Origin of the sequence: Pseudomonas sp. 91RF (assembly GCF_003576265.1) — a bacterium.
Taxonomy (GTDB): domain Bacteria; phylum Pseudomonadota; class Gammaproteobacteria; order Pseudomonadales; family Pseudomonadaceae; genus Aquipseudomonas; species Aquipseudomonas kribbensis.
Genome location: NZ_QWFC01000048.1, coordinates 336685 through 356090 on the forward strand (window position 1 = coordinate 336685; position 19406 = coordinate 356090).

Sequence of the window (19406 nt, forward strand, 5' to 3'; positions counted from 1 at the left end):
TTGATTGCCCGTCCGCACTCGCGGGGCTAAGACGAGTGCTGCACGGGCCGATCAGTCGGATCAGACGAGCCATCCTAGCTCGCTTCAAATAACGCCATGGCCTCGACATGTGCCGTCTGAGGAAACATATCGAGAATCCCGGCACGTTTTAACCGGTAGCCCTGCTTGATCAATTCGACCGTATCGCGCGCCAGAGTTGCAGGGTTGCACGACACATACACCAACCGCTCGGCACCCAGGGTCGCGAGCTTGCGCACCACCTCGAAAGCACCGTCACGCGGTGGGTCCAAGAGTACCGCAGAAAAACCGTTTCCGATCCATTCGGCATCGGTCAAAGGCTGGGATAAATCGGCCTGAAAAAACTTTGTGTTATGCAAATTGTTACTGGCAGCGTTGGCGGCGGCACGATCGACCATGGTCTGCACGCCTTCGACCGCCACCACTTCGCGCACGGCTTTGGACAGCGGCAAGGCAAAATTGCCGAGACCGCAGAACAGGTCGAGCACGCGCTCATCAGCGGTCGGTTTCAACCAGTCCAGCGCCTGGGCGACCATCGCTTCGTTGACCCCGGCATTGACCTGAATGAAATCCCCCGGCCGCCAGGCCAGTTCCAGACCCCACTGCTCCAGGCGATAGCCCAAAGACTGTGTGGCATCGACCGGCTGCGGTTCACCTTCGCCGTGCAGCCACAACTGCGCCTCATGGAAGGCGCAGAAATCCTTGAGGATCGTCAGATCAGCTTCGGACAGCGGCGCCATGTGACGCAGCAGAACGGCCAGGGACGAGCCACTGAACAATTCCACATGCCCCAGCGCCTGCGGTTTGCTCAGGCGACGGAGCATCTCCGGCAAGCGGCTCATGATCGGCTGCAAGGGCTGTACCAGCACCGGGCATTCGTTGATCGCCACGATGTCCTGACTGCCGGCAGCGCGGAAACCGACTTCGAGTGTCTTGGCCTTGCTGTCCCAGCGCACGGCAATACGGGCGCGACGACGGTAGCCGAATTCCGGACCGGTCAAAGGTGCTGCCCATTCTTCAGGCTCGACACCGGCAACCCGCGACAACTGCTCGGCAAGCATGCGCTGTTTCAGGGCAAGCTGTTCGCCGTGGGGCAAATGCTGGACGCTGCAACCGCCGCAGCGACCGGCGTGCTGACAAGCTGCCGGGCGACGCAATTCGCTGGCGGTGAACACACGCTCGGTGCGCGCCTCGACCACTTTGCCGTGGGCGCCAAGCACTCGCGCTTCGACCTCTTCACCCGCCAGGGCGCCGAGGACGAACCAAGTTTTGCCTTCAAAAAACGCGATGCCGCGACCGTCATTGGCCAGGCGCTCGATCTTCAAGCGCTGCTTTTTGCCGATCGGGAGTTGCGGGGCCTTGCTGCCGCCGGTGGGCTGGAAGCGCAGGCCTCTATCGTGCTTGGCCATTAGTTGGCCGCGTCGAAAATGCCGGTCGACAGGTATCGGTCGCCACGGTCACAGATGATCGCGACGATCACCGCGTTTTCAACTTCTTTGGACAGGCGCAGCATCGCTGCCACCGCACCGCCCGAGGACACGCCGCAGAAGATGCCTTCTTCCCGGGCCAGGCGACGGGTAACGTCTTCGGCTTCGCTTTGCGCCATGTCGACGATGCGGTCGACACGATCAGCCTGATAAATCTTCGGCAGGTATTCCTGCGGCCAGCGGCGGATGCCGGGAATGGCCGAGCCTTCCATCGGTTGCAGGCCGATGATCTGCACGCTGTCGCTCTGCTCTTTCAGGTAGCGCGACACGCCCATGATGGTCCCGGTGGTCCCCATGGAGCTGACGAAATGGGTAATGGTGCCCTGGGTCTGACGCCAGATTTCCGGGCCGGTGGTGGTGTAGTGCGCTTCAGGGTTGTCGCCGTTGGCGAACTGATCCAGCACCTTGCCACGACCTTCGGCTTCCATCCGCTGGGCCAGATCGCGAGCGCCTTCCATGCCCTCTTCCTGGCTGACCAGTATCAGCTCCGCGCCGTAAGCGGTCATCGCCGCCTTGCGCTCGGCGCTGGAGTTGTCCGGCATGATCAGGATCATCTTGTAACCCTTGATCGCGGCAGCCATCGCCAGGGCGATCCCGGTGTTGCCCGAGGTCGCTTCGATCAGCGTATCGCCGGCGTGGATCTGCCCGCGCAGCTCGGCACGGGTGATCATCGACAGCGCCGGACGATCCTTCACCGAACCCGCAGGGTTGTTCCCTTCGAGCTTGAGCAATAGGGTGTTGCTGGTGACACCGGGCAGGCGCTGCAAACGCACCAGCGGCGTGTTGCCGACGCAATCGGCGATGGTTGGGTACTGCAAGGTCATGGCGTTTTTCGCAATCCGGACAGCGGGGGCGCCTATCATACCGGCAAACCTGCGCGGCCCATATCACGCAAAGTGCGGTGCTTATGGTTTCTTGGAATAAGCAGAAAAAGTCTCACCAGTGGTGAGACTTTTTAAAGAGTGTTAGCCGTGCTGACACTTTCTTGTGCCGTTCACACTATCTGCGTGCGACACACATCCACGGTGGGAGCTGGCTTGCCAGCGAAAGCGCCGGAACGGGCGACGCTGTCATCCGCCACCAACCGCAGATTCAATCGCAATCCCGACTGGCCGTTCTCGGCCCACAAAGTCCCGCCCTGGCGCTGCACCGCATTCCTCGCAATGCTCAGCCCAAGACCGAAACCACCGTCCCCCGGCCGCGAGCCGTCGAGCCGGGTGAACGGCGAGAAGATCCGCTCAAGATCCGCCTCGGCCACACCGCCGCCCTCGTCCTCCAGCCATAGATGCCAGTAATCCCCGTCACGCCGGCCATCCAGCCGCACGATGCCGCCCTTGGGCGAATGACGGATCGCATTGCGCAGGATGTTTTCCAGCGCCTGGGCCAGGGTATTGAGGTTGCCGCGCACCCAGCACGATGCATCCACCGCACATTGCAACTGCCCTGTCGGACAGCAACTTTCGTAACAGGCGTTTTCGGTGAGCATTTCCCACAGGGCCTGGATCTGGATCGCTTCGTCCGGCAGCGGTGCGCGCTCGGTTTCGAGCCAGGCCAGTTGCAGGGTGTCTTCGACCAGCCGTTGCATGCCATCGACTTCGCGGCCAATGCGTTCGCGCAACGGCAACAGCTCCTGCTCGCTTTCGCTGGCCACCCGTAGGCGGCTCAGAGGTGTGCGCAGTTCGTGGGACAGGTCGCGCAGCAATTGCTGTTGCAGGGCAACGGTCGATTGCAGGCGCTCGGACATCGAATCGAAGGCCCGGGCCAGTTCGCCGAGCTCATCCGGGCGCTGGGTGATGCCGCTCGACAGGCGCACATTCAATTGATCGGCGCGCCACGCGTTGGCTTGCTCGCGCAGGTTGTTCAGCGGCACTACCAGCAAGCGATACAGGCCCACGCACAGCAACAGGGTGAACAGACCGGGAATCACGCCATTGGTGATCACTCGCCAGAACACTCGGTACTTGCCCGGCAGGAAGCGTTCAGGCAGTTCGATGACCAGGCTGCCGGCGGCAGGCTCCGTGGGGAACGGCACGCGCAGCCACGGTCGGCCCTGCTTGTGAATCGGCCAGTCGAGGCCGCGCAGAAAGGTCAGATGCTGGATTTCCTGTGCGTTCAGCGGATCACTGCTCAGTGACTGCAGGTTGCCGCCAATCACGCCAACCCAGCCGGCCTCGCGCAACTCCATGCTCTGCAACCAGAGATCAATGCCAACACGCTGATCGCGCTGCCACGCCGCTTCGGCTTCGGCGGCATAACGGGCCAATGTGCCCCGCGCCTCGTCGGAGAGGAACTGGTTGCGCTCCTCCATATAGCGACCCCAGGACCAGCTCAACCAGATCATCAACAGACAGAACGCCACCAGCAGACACGCCAGTTTCCAGAACAGCGAATGCCGGCCCGGCAGGTCAGACACCTTCATCGACGGCGCTCAGAACATAGCCCTTGCCCCACACCGTGCGCACTTCCCGCTCGGTGTAGCCGATCGATTTGAGTTTGCGGCGGATCTGGCTGATGTGCATGTCGAGGCTGCGGTCATGGGCCGCGTAGCCGCGCTGAAGCACGTGCTGATAAAGGAAGGCCTTGCTCAGCACCTCGTCATCATTGCGATTGAGGGTTTCCAGCAAGCGGTATTCGCTGCGGGTCAGGCCGGCGGGCTGATTGTGGTAGGACACCTCGCACTGTTCTTCGTCGAAATGCAGACCGCCCGCCGCTACCGGCTCAACGCTGATTGCCGGGCGACGGTCGAGGGCGACCCGCCGCAGGATCGCTTCGATCCGCACATGCAGCTCGGCCATGCTGAACGGCTTGGGCAAATAGTCGTCGGCCCCCAGGCGAAAACCGCTGATGCGATCGGCCTCGGCCCCCAGCGCCGACATCAGCAGCACCGGCGTGGAATGGCTCTGACGCAGTTGCGTCAGCACATTCAGGCCGTCGAGCCCCGGCAACAGAATGTCCATCAGCACCACATCGAACGGCTGGCGCCGGGCGATGCTCAGGCCTTCGCTACCGCTCTGGCACCAGGTGACCTGGAAGCCGCTGCGACCCAGTTGTTCGTGAACATAGGCACCGAGGACGGGATCGTCCTCGATGGAAAGAATGCGTGGCTGGCCAACAGAGACAGGAGTCATGACTATCTGCAAATAATTCTCAGTTGGGCGATTATTCAAGATTGCCCGCCGCCCGGCAACCCAAGGTTGACCTGCCGGACAAATGACCGGCACCGAAACGACCGATCACGACATGATTTTTCCCGGGAATGCCCGCAAGCAAATCGCTACACTGCGCCCATGCCGCGTGCCGGAAGCACGCAAGAGTCAATGATCAGCGGGATGCAGGAGATAGGCGTGCTCAAGAAACTGGGAATCAAAGGTCGCGTGTTGTTGCTGACCCTGTTGCCAACCAGCCTGATGGCGCTGGTACTGGGCGGCTATTTCACCTGGACGCAGCAGTCCGACCTGCAGGCCCAATTGATGCAGCGCGGCGAAATGATCGCCGAGCAACTTGCTCCGCTGGTGGCGCCGGCCATGGGCCACGGCGATGCCGAACTGCTCGAGCGCATCGCCACCCAGTCCCTGGAACAACCGGACGTGCGCGCGGTGACCTTCCTCGCGCCCGACCGCTCGCCGCTGGCCCACGCCGGCCCGACCATGCTCAACCAGGCCCCCAGCGGCGACAGCACACAACTGCAGCGCCGCAGCGGCAACGACGCCACCCGCTATCTGATGCCGGTGTTCGGCAAGCATCGCAACCTTGCCGGCGAACTGATCCCTGAAGAGTCCGACCGCCTGCTCGGCTGGGTCGAACTGGAACTCTCGCACAACGGCATGTTGCTGCGCGGCTACCGCAGCCTGTTCGCCAGTCTGTTGCTGATAGCGGCGGGACTGGCCGGCGCCGCATTGCTGGCGCTGCGCATGGGCCGCACGATCAATCGACCGATCAGCCAGATCAAACAGGCGGTCGCGCAACTCAAGGACGGTCATCTGGAAACCCGCCTGCCGCCCCTCGGCAGCCAGGAACTCGACGAACTCGCGTCCGGCATCAACCGCATGGCCGGCACCCTGCAAAATGCCCGGGAAGAATTGCAGCACAGCGTCGATCAGGCCACCGAAGACGTGCGCCAGAACCTGGAGACCATCGAGATCCAGAACATCGAGCTGGACCTGGCCCGCAAAGAGGCCCTGGAAGCGAGCCGGATCAAATCCGAGTTCCTCGCCAACATGAGCCACGAAATCCGCACGCCGCTCAATGGCATTCTCGGTTTCACCCACCTGTTACAAAAAAGCGAGCTGACCCCGCGCCAGCTCGACTACCTGGGCACCATCGAAAAGTCCGCCGACAGCCTGCTGGGGATCATCAACGAAATTCTCGATTTCTCAAAGATTGAGGCCGGCAAACTGGTGCTCGACCATATTCCGTTCAACCTGCGCGACCTGTTGCAGGACACCCTGACCATCCTCGCTCCCGCTGCCCACGCCAAACAGCTGGAACTGGTGAGCCTGGTTTATCGCGACACGCCGCTGTCGCTGGTCGGTGATCCGCTGCGGCTCAAGCAGATCCTCACTAACCTGGTGAGCAACGCGATCAAGTTCACCCGCGAGGGCACCATCGTCGCCCGCGCCATGCTCGAAGAAGAACACGAAGACAGCGTGCAATTGCGCATCAGCATTCAGGACACCGGTATCGGCCTGTCGAACCAGGACGTGCGCGCGTTGTTCCAGGCGTTCAGCCAGGCTGACAACTCGCTGTCGCGCCAGCCCGGCGGCACCGGTCTCGGTCTGGTGATTTCCAAGCGCCTGATCGAACAGATGGGCGGCGAGATCGGCGTCGACAGTACCCCGGGCGAAGGTTCGGAATTCTGGATCAGCCTGAGTCTGCCCAAGACCCGCGACGATGCCGAAGACCTGCCCGCCGCGCCATTGCTCGGACGCCGGGTGGCGGTGCTGGAAAACCACGAATTGGCGCGTCAGGCGCTGCAGCATCAACTGGAAGACTGCGGGCTCGACGTCACGCCGTTCAATACCCTGGAAAGCCTGACCAATGGCGTCACCGGCGCCCATCAGACCGATCAGGCCATCGATCTGGCGGTGCTCGGCATCACCAGCAACGACATGCCGCCGGAACGCCTCAACCAGCACATCTGGGACCTCGAACACCTCGGCTGCCGGGTACTGGTGCTGTGCCCGACCACCGAACTGACGCTGTTCCATCTCTCGGTGCCCAACCCGCACAGCCAGCTCCAGTCCAAACCGGCCTGCACCCGCAAGCTGCGCCGGGCACTGTCCGACATGGTCAACCCGCGCCAGACGCGCAGCGAACCCGGCGAACCGCTGTCGAGCCGCGCGCCGAAAGTGCTGTGTGTCGACGACAACCCGGCCAACCTGTTGCTGGTGCAGACGCTGCTTGAAGACATGGGCGCCAAGGTACTGGCCGTCGAAAGCGGCTACGCGGCGGTCAAGGCCGTGCAGAGCGAAACCTTCGATCTGGTACTGATGGACGTGCAGATGCCGGGCATGGACGGGCGCCAGAGCACCGAGACGATCCGTCAGTGGGAAAGCGAACGGCATTGCACGCCGCTGCCGATCGTCGCCCTTACCGCCCACGCCATGGCCAACGAAAAACGCGCACTGCTGCAAAGCGGCATGGACGACTACCTGACCAAACCGATCAGCGAACGGCAACTGGCGCAGGTGGTACTGAAATGGACGGGACTGGCACTGCGCAATCAGGCACCGGACCGTGGCGGTGAAAGCCTCGTGGGGCATCAGGACCTGCCGGTACTGGATCACGAGGAAGGCTTGCGCCTGGCCGCCGGCAAGGCGGATCTGGCGGCGGACATGCTGGCCATGTTGCTGGCTTCGCTCGAGGCCGACCGTGAAGCCATTCGCACGGCCCGCGACAATCAGGATCAGAACGGTCTGCTCGAACGGGTGCATCGTCTGCACGGTGCCACCCGCTACTGCGGCGTTCCGCAATTGCGTGCGGCATGCCAGCGCAGTGAAACCCTGCTCAAGCAGGAAGACCCCAAGGCTGCCACCGCTCTGGATGAACTGGAGCGGGCGATCAATCGTCTGGCGGCGCAGGCGAAGATCAGCGCCTGATCCACGGCAATGCCGGTCAACGCCGACGCGGCTAAAGTGGTCGCGGGTGATTCACGCCCGCGTCGATGCTTCAGGAGGATTGCATGCGCACGATCGTTTTCAGCAGCCAGACCTACGACCGCGACAGTTTCCTTGCCGTCGACTGCCCGGCCGGCATCGAACTGCACTTTCAACCGGCCCGACTGAGTCTCGACACGGCACCGCTGGCCGACCGGCACGAAGTAGTCTGCGCCTTCATCAACGACGACCTCGGCGCTCCCGTGCTGGAACGTCTGGCGGCCGGCGGAACCCGGCTGATCGCCTTGCGCTCGGCGGGTTACAACCATGTCGACCTGAACGCCGCCAAACGCCTGGGGCTGGTGGTCGTGCGCGTTCCGGCCTACTCGCCCCACGCGGTGGCCGAACATGCAGTGGCACTGATTCTTGCGCTCAACCGCCGACTGCACCGGGCCTACAACCGCACCCGCGAAGGCGATTTCAGCCTGCACGGCCTGACCGGATTCGATCTGGTCGGCAAGACTGTCGGCATTGTCGGCACCGGCCAGATCGGCGCCACATTCGCGAAAATCATGCACGGTTTCGGCTGTGAGCTGCTGGCTTTCGACCCGTATCCGAACCCGGCCGTCGAAGCCCTGGGCGCGCGCTACCTGAGCCTGCCACAACTGCTGGAGCAATCGCAGATCATCAGCCTGCACTGCCCGCTCAACGAGCAGAGCAAGCACCTGATCAACCGTGATTCGCTGGCGCACATGCAGCCGGGCGCGATGCTGATCAACACCGGCCGCGGTGGCCTGGTGGACACGCCGGCGCTGATCGACGCCCTGAAGGACGGTCAGCTGGGTTATCTGGGGCTGGATGTTTACGAAGAAGAGGCGCAGCTGTTTTTCGAAGACCGCTCCGACCTGCCGTTACAGGACGACGTACTGGCGCGACTGCTGACCTTTCCCAACGTGATCATTACCGCGCATCAGGCGTTCCTGACCCGCGAAGCATTGGGCGCGATTGCCGCGACTACCCTGCATAACATCGCGACCTGGGCGGCGGGATCACCGCAGAACCAGGTCGAGGGTTGAAGCATCGGTTTATTCAGGACGGGGACAGGGAAGACGCGAGGATCAGCAGCCCCAGCCAGCCGAACCCGAAAAGCCGCTGCTTGAGGGAATGACCGCTGCGCAGCAGGAACCAGACAAAGATCATCGGCATCAGGAACGCCATGATCTTCAACCAGCCCTCGACCGGACGCACACCGTCGGCATTCAACCGAGGTTCTGCCGCTCGCCCGGCCTGTTGCCGGCGCCGGCGACCGGCTGCAGCGGGCATGATCTTGGGTTCCGGGGCAGGCGCGGGGGTTGCGACGAAAGCTTCGGGAACCGCCTTGTTCCGGGGCAGACTGCCAAAGGAAATCGTTGATCCACCGGAGTTCGCCCTGGCCGGCGCCTGCGCCTCCGTCAACGGAGCCCCGCAATGAATGCACGCCGTCGCTTCGGAGCTCACGCTCCGCTTGCATTCATAACATTCGATCAGCGCCATGTTCCGTTCCTTAGAGATGAAGGCGGCAGTTTGCCACGACTGTGGTGTCGATTTGAACCGGATCGAAGGTCGCACGTGCGCGTTAATCTGCAATCAAGCCCGTGCTAGCATGTCGCGCATATTTGGAGGACCCATGGTCGAACACGATTTCCGCTATACCCTGATGAACCCGCAACACACCCTCACCGAATGCCGCGCGCTCGTACCGGGCCGTTATCAGGTCACCGGCAACGGTGGCTCGATCCGTATCGGTGACGTGCTGGTCGTGACCCTCAAAGGCAGCAAGGACCTGTCCATGCGCCTGACCGTCGACACCGTCCGCCATCTGATCAACCCGCCAGGTCAATGGACCGCGATGACCACCGGCCCGGTGTTCGGCGAACTGGCAATCCACACCTGGCAGGTCAACTGCGACAGTTGCGCCAGGGAACTGAGCTTCGAATTCGCCGTGGACGCCAAACTGGGCAAGCCTGCGGAAAAACCGGCTGCCACCGCACGCATCGCAGAACTGGGCTGGAAAGCCGTCGGTGACAAGCACCTGTGCCCGAAATGCCAGGAGCCTGCATGATGAAACACCTGGCCCTGACCGCCGCTGTCGGCGCCGGCCTGATGGGCTGCGCCGCGGAGCCCGTGCAACTGCAACAGGACCGCAGCTACATTCTGGAATGGATCGGCGAGCGGCCACTGATGGATTACAGCCACCTGACCGTGACCCTCGGCGAAGATGGCCGGGCCTATGGCAATGGCGGCTGCAACCACTGGTTCGCGCCCTACACCCTCGATGGCGACAAGCTCAGCTTCGGCAAGATCGGCAAGACCCGCAAACTCTGCGCTCCCGCGCTGATGGAGCAGGAACAGCGTTTCCTGCAGGCTCTGGAGAAAGTCGAGCGCTGGGACGTTTCGCCCATCGAGCAGATGCGCTTCTGGCCTGCCGAAGGCAAGCCGTTGCGTTGGTGGCTGGAAGAAGGCTGAGCCTTCTGATCGTTCCCGCGCACCGCGTGGGAACGATCCTCAATTGGTTGCCTTCAACGCCTCAAGCTTCGCCATCACCCCCGCCGCCGTCTGCTCACCCATCAACTGTTCCCGTACCTTGCCCTTGTTGTCGATGATGTAGGTCACCGGCAAGGCCTCGCTGCGCGGCAGTTCGAACAGATCCGCCGGATCCTGCGCCAGCACGGTGAACTTGATGCCGAGCTTCTCGCTGGCACCTTTCAGTTCTTCACCCTGCACATTGTCGAAGTTGACCCCGAACACCCCGATTTTCTTGCCCTTGAGCTCTTCAGCCAGATGATTGAGTTCCGGGATTTCCGTGCGGCACGGACCGCACCATTCAGCCCAGTAATTGAGTACCACCCATTGCTTGTCCAGGCGCTCGGACGCGACTTTCTGCCCGTTCTGATCGATGCCGTAGTCGTTACCGCAGCCCCCCAGCATCAACGCCCCGATGATCGTCAATGCTGCTGCCAGTCGCCGTGTCATGTCGTGTTCCTTGTGAAAAATTGAATGCGCCTGCGACCCATCGCCTCCCAAGGTTCTGGATTGCGCGCTGCACAGTTAGAATAGCCGCCACTCTACGCAAGAAGCGACCCGCCCATGACCGATCTGACGCTTTATCACAACCCGCGCTGCTCGAAATCCCGCGGTGCGCTCGAACTGCTCGAAGCCCGTGGCCTGACGCCGAACGTGGTGCGCTACCTCGAAACGCCGCTGGACGCCGCGCAAATCAAGGCGTTGCTCGGCAAGCTGGGGATCAGCGCCCGGCAACTGCTGCGCACCGGCGAAGACGAATACAAGACTCTGAACCTGGCCGATGTCAGTCTCACCGAGAAACAATTGATCGAAGCCATCGCCGCACATCCGAAGCTGATGGAGCGCCCGATTCTCGAAGCCGGCGACAAGGCCGTGATCGGCCGCCCACCGGAGCAGATCCTGGAGCTGTTGCCGTGAGTGCGCCGTACATTCTGGTTCTGTATTACAGCCGCAGCGGTTCAACCAACGAGATGGCCCGGCAGATTGCCCGGGGTGTCGAACAGGCCGGCCTCGAAGCGCGCCTGCGTACCGTGCCAGCGATTTCGACCGAGTGCGAAGCCGTGTCGCCGGACATTCCGGATGAAGGCGCGCTGTACGCCACGCTGGATGACCTGAAGAACTGCGCCGGCCTGGCCCTCGGCAGTCCGACCCGTTTCGGCAACATGGCCGCGCCGCTCAAGTACTTCCTCGACGGCACCAGCAACCTGTGGCTGACCGGCGCGCTGGTCGGCAAACCGGCCGGCGTGTTCACGTCCACCGCCAGCCTGCACGGCGGTCAGGAGACCACCCTGCTGTCGATGATGCTGCCGCTGCTGCACCACGGCATGTTGATCACCGGCCTGCCCTACAGCGAATCGGCGCTGCTGGAAACCCAGGGCGGCGGCACGCCGTACGGCGCCAGCCATCACGCCGGGGCCGACGGCAAAAGCGGTCTCGATCAGCACGAAGTGGCGCTGTGCCGCGCACTGGGCGCACGCTTGGCCAGGACGGCCCAGAAGCTGGGGAACTGAGATGGCCAGAAAGCCGAAAGTCCTGCCCGCCGTCGAATGGCTGGAGCCCCGGGTGCGGGCAATGCGGGTGATCAGTCTGCTGTGCTTTTTCGGCCTGGCCGGACTGCTCGCCGCGTATTACCTGGTGTTCGCCGACCTGCATGGCGCACGGCCGTGGGTAATTCTGCTGATCGAGCTGATCCCGTGGCTGGTGCTGGCACCGGGCATGATCATGGGCAGCGCCCGCGGGCATTCGTGGATGTGCTTTGTGGTGAACCTGTATTTCATCAAGGGCGCACTGGCGGCGTATGACCCGAGCCGCCAGTTGTTCGGCGTGCTGGAGATGATCGCCAGTCTGGCGGTGTTCTGCTCGGCGCTGCTGTATGTGCGCTGGCGGTATCAGTTGAACCGCAAGCTGGCCGGCGAAGGCGAAGTCTCCGTCGCCTGACAGACCGCTATCGCCAGCAGGCTGGCTCCCACACTGGATCTGCGACGTTCACAAATCTTCTGTGGGAGCTAGCCTGCTAGCGATGCGGGCGACACGGTCTTAGTGATTGACGGTGTAGGCCAGCATCATCGAAATCTGGCTCATCGGCCGTCCGCCGCTTTCTTCATGCCACTGGTTGAACGCGTTCTGCACCGTCGCCAGATCCCGCAGACTGCTCGGCACCTTTTCGACGATCTTCTGTGCATTCAACGCCGCGACCACATCGTAACTCGGCACGAACGTGTCCTTGCCGACCATGCGCAGGAAGCGTGGCGCCGACAGCCCACCCAATTGATGGCCGTGCTTTTTCAGGTAGGTCCACAGGCCGACGATATCGGTCACCGGCCAGTCCGCCAGCAATGCGCCGAAACTGCCCTTCTCTTTCTCGACATCCAGAATGAACTGCGCATTGCGCGGCACGCTTTTGAGTTTGCCCAGGTGGCGGATGATCCGCGCGTCCTGCATCAACCGCTCAAGGTGTTCGGCGCTCATCAGCACGACTTTTTCCGGGTCGAACTTGAAGAACACTTCCTCGAAGGCCGGCCACTTGGCGTCCACCAGACTGTGCTTGAGCCCGGCCCGGAAAACCCGCAGGGCCATGGTCGAGAGATAACGGTCGTCGCTGATCTGGCGCAGTTGCGCCGGGGTCTTGGGAACGGGCAGATGGGCTTCCAGTTCAGCCGCCGAACCGAAGCGGTTCAGACAGTATTCGTGCAGCCACTTGTAATCGCGCATGCCCTCTCCTTTTGAATGAAACGAAAAACCAATGTGGGAGCCAGCCTGCTGGCGATAGCACAGTGTCAGTCACCCCTGTAGGGGCTGGCACACCGCAATCGCCAGCAGGCTGGCTCCCACAATGGGTACGACTTACAGGTTTACGACGTTGACGAAACGCGAAGCGGCGGTTTCATCAATCTTCAGGCTGGTGAAGTCGAACAGATTACGGTCAGCCAGTTGCGACGGGATCACGTTCTGCAGGCTGCGGAAAATGCTCTCGGTACGGCCCGGGGTCTTGCGTTCCCAGTCCACCAGCATTTCCTTGACCACCTGACGCTGCAGGTTTTCCTGGGAGCCGCAGAGGTTGCACGGGATGATCGGGAATTGCTTGAAGTCCGAGTAGGCCTGAATGTCTTTCTCGTTGCAGTAGGCCAGCGGACGGATCACCACGTTGCGTCCGTCGTCGGCGCGCAGCTTCGGTGGCATGGCCTTGAGGCTGCCGTTGAAGAACATGTTGAGGAAGAACGTCTCGACGATGTCGTCGCGGTGATGACCGAGGGCCATTTTGGTCGCACCGATTTCGTCGGCGAAGGTGTACAGCGTGCCGCGACGCAGGCGCGAGCACAGCGAGCAGGTGGTCTTGCCTTCCGGGATCAGTTCCTTGACCACCGAGTAGGTGTCTTTCTCGACAATGTGGTACTCGATGCCCAGCTCTTTCAGGTAGGCCGGCAGCACGTGCTCGGGGAAGCCCGGCTGCTTCTGGTCCATGTTCACGGCGACGATCTCGAACTTGATCGGTGCAACCTTCTGCAGGTGCATCAGCACGTCGAGCATGGTGTAGCTGTCCTTGCCTCCGGACAGGCAGACCATGACCTTGTCGCCGTCTTCGATCATGTTGAAGTCGGTGACTGCTTCGCCGGCCAGGCGGCGCAGGCGCTTTTGCAGTTTGTTCTGGTTGACCGTAAGAGTGCCCATGACGCGAAATCCGTGAGGTGTGACGAAAGGCGGGCATTTTACGCAAAAACACCGGGGTTGTGGCCACAGGTTGTCGCCCCCTCGAATGCCCGCCTGCACAGACCCCGACGCGATTACCCCGCCGGTTTACAGCGCGATTTGCTCTAAGACCCCAATACCTGTGCGGTTAAGACCTTCCTATACTGCGACATAAGGTCGCACGCAATCTGAAGACCTGTATTTGCTCGGCCACATTGGCCCGTAGGCGCTCCGCTGGGGGGCGATGGCAATAACGAGAGGAGTGACTGGCATGATCCATCACGTAGTGGGACTTTTTACCCACCCCGATCAGGAATGGAAGGAAATCCGTGGCGACCAAGAGGAAAGCATCAGCCACATGTACCTGACGCACACGCTGATTCTGGCGGCGATCCCCGCTGTTTCGGCGTTTATCGGTACGACTCAGGTCGGCTGGGTGATCGGCAGCCGCGCCCCGGTGATGCTCACCGTCGAAAGCGCGTTGTGGATGACCATCATGTCGTACCTGGCGATGCTCGGCGGGGTCGCGGTCATGGGTGCCTTCGTGCACTGGATGGCCCGCACCTATGACGCCAACCCGAGCCTGGCCCGATGCGTGGCGTTTGCCACCTATACCGCGACACCGTTGTTCGTCGGCGGGCTGGCAGCGCTGTATCCGCACATGTGGCTGGGGATGATCGTCGGCACGGCGGCCATCTGCTACACGGTGTACCTGTTGTATGTGGGCTTGCCGACCTTCATGAACATTCCGTCTGACGAGGGATTCCTGTTTTCCAGCTCGGTGCTGGCGGTGGGCCTGGTGGTGCTGGTGGCCATCATGGCGTTTACCGTGATTGTCTGGGGACTGGGCGTGGGGCCCGTCTACACAAACTAGCTGGCTGCAACGCCGAGAAGAACAAGATCCGCCAACACAGGCCGCCGCAAGGCGGCCTTCTCATGCCAGGGAAAAGCGCCACGACCATTCGGCAGTTCGGCGATACGCAAGGCCGGACGGTTGCGGCATACTCCGACTCTCTGGAGATCCATCAAGCATGCCCGAGCAACTCAATACCCGCGTCGAAGACTGTTTCCAACTCGCTGAATCCTTTTTCAAACGTCCTTTCAAACGCCCCGTGGTGAGCCTCAAGCTGCGCGGGCAAAAAGCCGGGGTCGCGCATCTGCACGAGAACCTGCTGCGCTTCAACCCGCAGCTGTACCGGGAGAACACCGAACATTTCCTCAAGCAGACCGTGGCCCACGAAGTCGCGCACCTGATCGCCCATCAACTGTTCGGCGACCGCATCCAGCCCCATGGCGAGGAATGGCAACTGATCATGCGCGGCGTCTACGAGCTGCCGCCGGATCGCTGCCACACCTACGAAGTCAAACGCCGCAGCGTGACCCGCTATATCTACAAATGCCCGTGTGCCGACAGCGATTTTCCGTTTTCGGCCCAGCGCCATAGTCTGGTGCGGCAAGGCCGGCGCTATTTGTGCCGACGCTGTCGCAACACCCTGGTGTTCAGTGGCGAGATGCGGGTCGAGTGAGTCAGGCGATCACTTTGGCCCGTCGCAATTCGGCAATGCGCTCAAAACTCAAGCCCAACTCCCCCAACACCTGATCCGTATGCTGCCCCAGCGCCGCGCCGATATGTCGCGGCGCCGGCAAGGCTTCGGAAAATTTCAGCGGGCAGGCAATCTGCGCCTGCGCCGAGCCATCCCCACGGGGCACCTGAGTCACCAGTTCCCGCGCCTGCAACTGCGGATGCTGCACCGCTTCGCTCAGGCTCAATACCGGTTCGACACAGGCATCGATCCCGGCGAACAGCTCGCACAGTTCGGCAAAGTCATGCTTCTCGAACTCGACCTTCAACGCGTCCTTGAGCCCACGTTGCTGCTCAGGCTTGGGTGACAAACCCTGGGCCGCCAGTTCCGGCCGCCCCAGCGCCGCACACAGTTGCTGCATGAAGGCCGGCTCCAGACTGCCCACCGACATCCAGCGCCCGTCGCGGGAACGGTAGCAGTCGTAGAAGCTGCCGCCATTGAGCATCTGATCCTCCCAGCCCGGCTCCTCGCCGCAGGCCAGATACCCGGCGCCAGCCATGGCGTTCAGGCTGAAGGCGCAGTCGGTCATGCTCACGTCCAGGTGCGTGCCTTGCCCGGTTTGCTGGCGAGAAATTACCGCTGCCAACAGGCCGATCACCCCGTGCAGCGAGCCGCCCGCGATATCCGCCACCTGCATGCCCAGCGGCAACGGCCCGCTGTCGGCGCGCCCGGTGTAACTGGAGAGACCGGCCAGCGCCAGATAGTTGATGTCGTGTCCGGCGCGATCCTTGTACGGCCCGGTCTGGCCGTAACCGGTGATCGACACATAAATCAGCTTCGGATTGACCGCCTTCAGCGCCTCGTAGCCCAGCCCAAGCCGCTCCATCACGCCGGGGCGGAACTGCTCCAGCACGATGTCGTAGTCCGCCAGCAACTGCTTCACCAGCTCCAGCGCCTCGGGCTGCTTGAGGTCCAGCGCCAGACTGCGTTTATTGCGATTCAGGTAGGCGTGGCTGGCCGAGATCCCGTGATCATGGGGCGGCAACACCCGCAGCAGATCGAGGCGGGTCGGCGATTCAATGCGCAGCACCTCGGCGCCCATGTCCGCCAGCAACAGCGAGGCGAACGGCCCCGGCAGCAGGGTCGAGAAATCCAGAATCTTCAGTGAGGCCAACGGTGCAGACATGGGCGATCTCCATCAACGATGCATGCAGCCTAGGCAGCCATGAACGATGGGGCAATTACCGGATGCGCCAGTTGCGCTGACCGTTGTGCTCAAATCGTGCACTTAAATCGCAGACATGAAAAAACCCGCCGAAGCGGGTTTTTCCATTCAAGCGATGCTTACTTCACATTGCTCGGGGTCGGGCCTTCGGCCACACCCAGGTCGTCTTCGTGACGCTGGTCGACAATACCGCGACCGCCCGAGGCCAGCTCGGCGTCCAGTACGTCGGTGTCCAGTTCCTTGACCCACTTGGCCACAACGATGGTCGCAACGGCGTTGCCGACCAGGTTGGTCAGGGCGCGGGCTTCGGACATGAAGCGGTCGATACCCAGGATCAGTGCCAGACCGGCCACCGGCAGGTGACCTACCGCCGACAGGGTGGCGGCCAGCACGATGAAGCCCGAACCGGTCACACCGGCGGCGCCTTTGGAGGACAGCAGCAACACCACCAGCAGGGTGATCTGGTGAGTGATGTCCATGTGGGTGTCGGTCGCCTGAGCGATGAACACGGCCGCCATGGTCAGGTAGATCGCGGTACCGTCGAGGTTGAACGAGTAACCGGTCGGGATCACCAGACCCACTACCGATTTCTTCGCGCCCAGACGCTCCATCTTGATCAGCATGCGTGGCAGTACCGACTCCGACGAGGAAGTGCCCAGCACGATCAGCAGCTCTTCACGGATGTAGCGGATCATCTTCAGCACGCTGAAGCCGTGCATGCGGGCGATGGCACCCAGCACGATCAGGATGAACGCCAGGCAAGTGATGTAGAAGCACGCCATCAGTTGACCCAGCTGCACCAGCGAGCCGACACCGTAGGCGCCGATGGTGAAGGCCATCGCACCGAAGGCACCGATCGGCGCGAGCTTCATGATCATGTTGATGATGTTGAACATCACGTGGGCGAAGCGATCGATGAAGTCCAGGATCGGCTTGCCGTAGGCACCCAGGCGGTGCAGGGCGAAACCGAAGATCACCGAGAACATCAGCACTTGCAGGATGTCACCGGTGGCGAACGCGCCGACGATGGTGGTCGGGATCACGTTGAGCAGGAAGCCGACAACGCTCTGGTCAGCGCCTTGCTGCACGTAGGTGGCGACTTTCGAGGCGTCGAGGGTGGCGACGTCGATGTGCATGCCATTGCCCGGCTGCACGATGTTGACCACGATCAGGCCGACCAGCAGGGCGATGGTCGAAACGATTTCGAAGTACAGGAGTGCATAACCGCCGGTCTTGCCGACCGACTTCATGCTCTGCATGCCGGCGATACCGCTGACCACGGTGCAGAAGATGATCGGAGCGATGATCATTTTGATCAGTTTGATGAACCCGTCACCCAGTGGCTTTACGGCCACGCCGAACTGCGGGTAGTAGTGGCCGAGCGCAATACCGATACAGATTGCGACGATCACCTGGAAATACAGGGATTTGTACAGTGGCTGACGAGTCGTCATTGCAAAGTTCCTCAAGAGTCCCGCGTGGCAACATCCATCTGTTGAACGCGACACTTGAATTGCGAACCCTCCTGCACTGGAGGGATTTGTTGTGTCGAACGGCGCTTGCCCGGACCGGCTCGGCGCACGCTTCTGTCGCTCTTATCGCAAACGCCGTGCCACTTTGGTGCAAATCGCTGCAAGCCTTTTGATATCAGGGGATGCAGGTTTTTCTGTGTCACCATTCGGTTACCCAAGTGTGGCGGATTTCCGCCAACGCACCTGCTCTCGTCCTACAATTTGGCGGAAATCCGCCTTGTTGCCGATCGGAGCCGCCGGCTACCATCGGTCGCCAGAGGAAGGATTTGCCACCCATGCGCGAACGCACCATCGCCAGTCACTTCGCCCGTGCCGCCCTCGTCGGCGCACACCGTCGCGGGTTCGATTATTCGGGCCTGCTGCTGCAACTGGGCATCAGTCCCGAACTGCTCGACGAGCCCCGGGCGCGGATCGCCCCCGAACTGTTCACCCGACTGATCCAGAACCTGTGGCTGGCCCTGGACGACGAATGCCTGGGTTTCGGCAACGCGCCCAGCAAGACCGGCAGTTTCGCCATGATGTGCCACGCCATCATTCATTGCCGCAACCTGGAAAAGGCTCTGCAACGCGGCTTATTGTTTTATAGCCTATTCCCCGAGGCCCCGCGCCTGAGCCTGAGCCATGAAGACGAATGGGTGCGCCTGAGCCTCGACGATTTGCAATTGTGGGACCCGGATCACTTTCTTTCCGAGAGCCTGCTGGTGATCTGGCATCGCCTCGGCAGTTGGTTGATCGGTCAGCGGATTCGCCTGGAACAAGCGACGTTCAGCTACCCGAAACCAGCGCACGGGGCGGAGTACGATTTGTTGTTCTCGTGTCCGCTGGAGTTTTCTGCATCACAAAGCAGTCTGGTGTTTCACAGTCGCTATCTGCACATGCCGCTGTTGCAGGACGAGCGCACCCTCAAGCACTTTCTCGAACGTTCCCCCGCCGACCTGCTGTCTCGCCCGGACGACGGCAACAGCCTCAGCAGCCGATTGCGCCGCCTGCTCAGTCACGACAGCGCGCGCTGGCCGGACCTGGAAGCCGTGGCGGCGCACCTGCACATCAGCCCGCAAACCCTGCGCCGGCATTTGCGCGAGGAAGGCACCAGTTTTCAGGAATTGAAGGATCAGTTGCGCCGGGACATTGCGATCTATCACCTGGGGCGGGCCGATCTGTCGTTGCAACAGATCGCCGAACAGCTCGGGTTTTCCGAGCCATCGGCGTTTCACCGGGCGTTCAAGAAGTGGACGGGGCTGACGCCGGGGGCTTATCGGGCGCAGGAACAGTAGGCG

20 protein-coding genes are annotated in these 19406 nt (G+C 62.0%); 10 read left to right on the forward strand and 10 right to left on the reverse strand.

The window, feature by feature from the left end:
- Positions 1-74: 74 nt before the first annotated feature.
- The 4 genes from rlmD to DXT77_RS26440 form a co-directional block, all read right to left on the reverse strand.
- A complete protein-coding gene (gene rlmD, locus DXT77_RS26425) occupies positions 75-1427 on the reverse strand; it encodes a 23S rRNA (uracil(1939)-C(5))-methyltransferase RlmD (protein WP_119429770.1) in 1353 nt (450 codons plus the stop codon).
- Positions 1427-2329, reverse strand: a complete 903-nt coding sequence (gene cysM / locus DXT77_RS26430) for a cysteine synthase CysM (RefSeq protein WP_114884822.1) — start codon at positions 2327-2329, stop codon at positions 1427-1429. Before cysM ends, rlmD begins: the two co-directional genes overlap by 1 nt.
- Before the next feature lie 170 nt (positions 2330-2499).
- On the reverse strand, positions 2500-3924 hold the full coding sequence (locus DXT77_RS26435; RefSeq protein ID WP_119429771.1) for a sensor histidine kinase: 1425 nt from the start codon (positions 3922-3924) through the stop codon (positions 2500-2502).
- Complete coding sequence (locus DXT77_RS26440; protein WP_119429772.1) at positions 3911-4633, reverse strand: response regulator transcription factor; 723 nt, start codon at positions 4631-4633, stop codon at positions 3911-3913. Before DXT77_RS26440 ends, DXT77_RS26435 begins: the two co-directional genes overlap by 14 nt.
- Positions 4634-4849: 216 nt before the next feature.
- On the opposite strand from DXT77_RS26440, the gene DXT77_RS26445 reads away from it, so the two are divergent.
- Together DXT77_RS26445 and DXT77_RS26450 are read left to right on the forward strand one after the other, a co-directional pair.
- Positions 4850-7603 carry a response regulator gene (locus DXT77_RS26445; protein ID WP_119429773.1) on the forward strand — a complete coding sequence of 918 codons (2754 nt, stop codon included), beginning with the start codon at positions 4850-4852 and terminating at the stop codon, positions 7601-7603.
- A gap of 83 nt (positions 7604-7686) precedes the next feature.
- A complete protein-coding gene (locus DXT77_RS26450) occupies positions 7687-8676 on the forward strand; it encodes a 2-hydroxyacid dehydrogenase (RefSeq protein ID WP_119429774.1) in 990 nt (329 codons plus the stop codon).
- A gap of 13 nt (positions 8677-8689) precedes the next feature.
- Here the strand turns inward: DXT77_RS26450 and DXT77_RS26455 are convergent, their stop codons facing one another.
- Complete coding sequence (locus DXT77_RS26455) at positions 8690-9133, reverse strand: hypothetical protein (protein WP_119429775.1); 444 nt, start codon at positions 9131-9133, stop codon at positions 8690-8692.
- A gap of 133 nt (positions 9134-9266) precedes the next feature.
- On the opposite strand from DXT77_RS26455, the gene DXT77_RS26460 reads away from it, so the two are divergent.
- Positions 9267-9701, forward strand: a complete 435-nt coding sequence (locus DXT77_RS26460) for a hypothetical protein (RefSeq protein ID WP_064598653.1) — start codon at positions 9267-9269, stop codon at positions 9699-9701.
- Positions 9701-10105, forward strand: a complete 405-nt coding sequence (locus DXT77_RS26465) for an META domain-containing protein (RefSeq protein ID WP_085710985.1) — start codon at positions 9701-9703, stop codon at positions 10103-10105. Before DXT77_RS26460 ends, DXT77_RS26465 begins: the two co-directional genes overlap by 1 nt.
- Before the next feature lie 39 nt (positions 10106-10144).
- Here the strand turns inward: DXT77_RS26465 and DXT77_RS26470 are convergent, their stop codons facing one another.
- Positions 10145-10612 carry a TlpA disulfide reductase family protein gene (locus DXT77_RS26470; RefSeq protein ID WP_114884832.1) on the reverse strand — a complete coding sequence of 156 codons (468 nt, stop codon included), beginning with the start codon at positions 10610-10612 and terminating at the stop codon, positions 10145-10147.
- Between the two features lie 114 nt (positions 10613-10726).
- Between DXT77_RS26470 and arsC the strand changes: the two genes are divergently transcribed.
- The 3 genes from arsC to DXT77_RS26485 are packed head-to-tail and all read left to right on the forward strand — an operon-like array spanning position 10727 to position 12100.
- Positions 10727-11080 carry an arsenate reductase (glutaredoxin) gene (arsC, locus tag DXT77_RS26475; protein WP_119429776.1) on the forward strand — a complete coding sequence of 118 codons (354 nt, stop codon included), beginning with the start codon at positions 10727-10729 and terminating at the stop codon, positions 11078-11080.
- Positions 11077-11673: an NAD(P)H:quinone oxidoreductase gene (gene wrbA, locus DXT77_RS26480; RefSeq protein ID WP_114884836.1), complete on the forward strand. Its 597-nt coding sequence runs from the start codon at positions 11077-11079 to the stop codon at positions 11671-11673. The genes arsC and wrbA overlap by 4 nt, the downstream gene beginning before the upstream one ends.
- Before the next feature lies 1 nt (position 11674).
- Positions 11675-12100 carry a DUF2069 domain-containing protein gene (locus tag DXT77_RS26485; RefSeq protein ID WP_119429777.1) on the forward strand — a complete coding sequence of 142 codons (426 nt, stop codon included), beginning with the start codon at positions 11675-11677 and terminating at the stop codon, positions 12098-12100.
- Positions 12101-12199: 99 nt separating this feature from the next.
- Here the strand turns inward: DXT77_RS26485 and DXT77_RS26490 are convergent, their stop codons facing one another.
- A complete protein-coding gene (locus DXT77_RS26490) occupies positions 12200-12874 on the reverse strand; it encodes a DNA-3-methyladenine glycosylase I (RefSeq protein ID WP_119429778.1) in 675 nt (224 codons plus the stop codon).
- 132 nt (positions 12875-13006) lie between these two features.
- Entirely contained in the window at positions 13007-13831 is an 825-nt protein-coding gene (gene ttcA / locus DXT77_RS26495) for a tRNA 2-thiocytidine(32) synthetase TtcA (protein ID WP_064598661.1), read from the reverse strand.
- Positions 13832-14120: 289 nt separating this feature from the next.
- On the opposite strand from ttcA, the gene DXT77_RS26500 reads away from it, so the two are divergent.
- Together DXT77_RS26500 and DXT77_RS26505 are read left to right on the forward strand one after the other, a co-directional pair.
- Entirely contained in the window at positions 14121-14723 is a 603-nt protein-coding gene (locus DXT77_RS26500) for a Yip1 family protein (protein WP_085710991.1), read from the forward strand.
- 157 nt (positions 14724-14880) lie between these two features.
- Positions 14881-15375 carry a SprT family zinc-dependent metalloprotease gene (locus tag DXT77_RS26505; protein WP_007957760.1) on the forward strand — a complete coding sequence of 165 codons (495 nt, stop codon included), beginning with the start codon at positions 14881-14883 and terminating at the stop codon, positions 15373-15375.
- A 1-nt stretch (position 15376) separates the two neighbouring features.
- Here DXT77_RS26505 and DXT77_RS26510 read toward each other — a convergent pair whose 3' ends face one another.
- Both DXT77_RS26510 and DXT77_RS26515 read right to left on the reverse strand, forming a co-directional pair.
- On the reverse strand, positions 15377-16558 hold the full coding sequence (locus DXT77_RS26510; RefSeq protein ID WP_119429779.1) for a CaiB/BaiF CoA-transferase family protein: 1182 nt from the start codon (positions 16556-16558) through the stop codon (positions 15377-15379).
- Positions 16559-16716: 158 nt separating this feature from the next.
- Entirely contained in the window at positions 16717-18051 is a 1335-nt protein-coding gene (locus tag DXT77_RS26515; protein ID WP_085710993.1) for a dicarboxylate/amino acid:cation symporter, read from the reverse strand.
- Between the two features lie 353 nt (positions 18052-18404).
- Here DXT77_RS26515 and DXT77_RS26520 point away from each other — a divergent pair, with 353 nt between their 5' ends.
- Positions 18405-19403 (forward strand): AraC family transcriptional regulator, encoded by a 999-nt coding sequence (locus tag DXT77_RS26520; RefSeq protein ID WP_119429780.1) that lies wholly within the window; start codon positions 18405-18407, stop codon positions 19401-19403.
- Positions 19404-19406 lie beyond the last annotated feature (3 nt).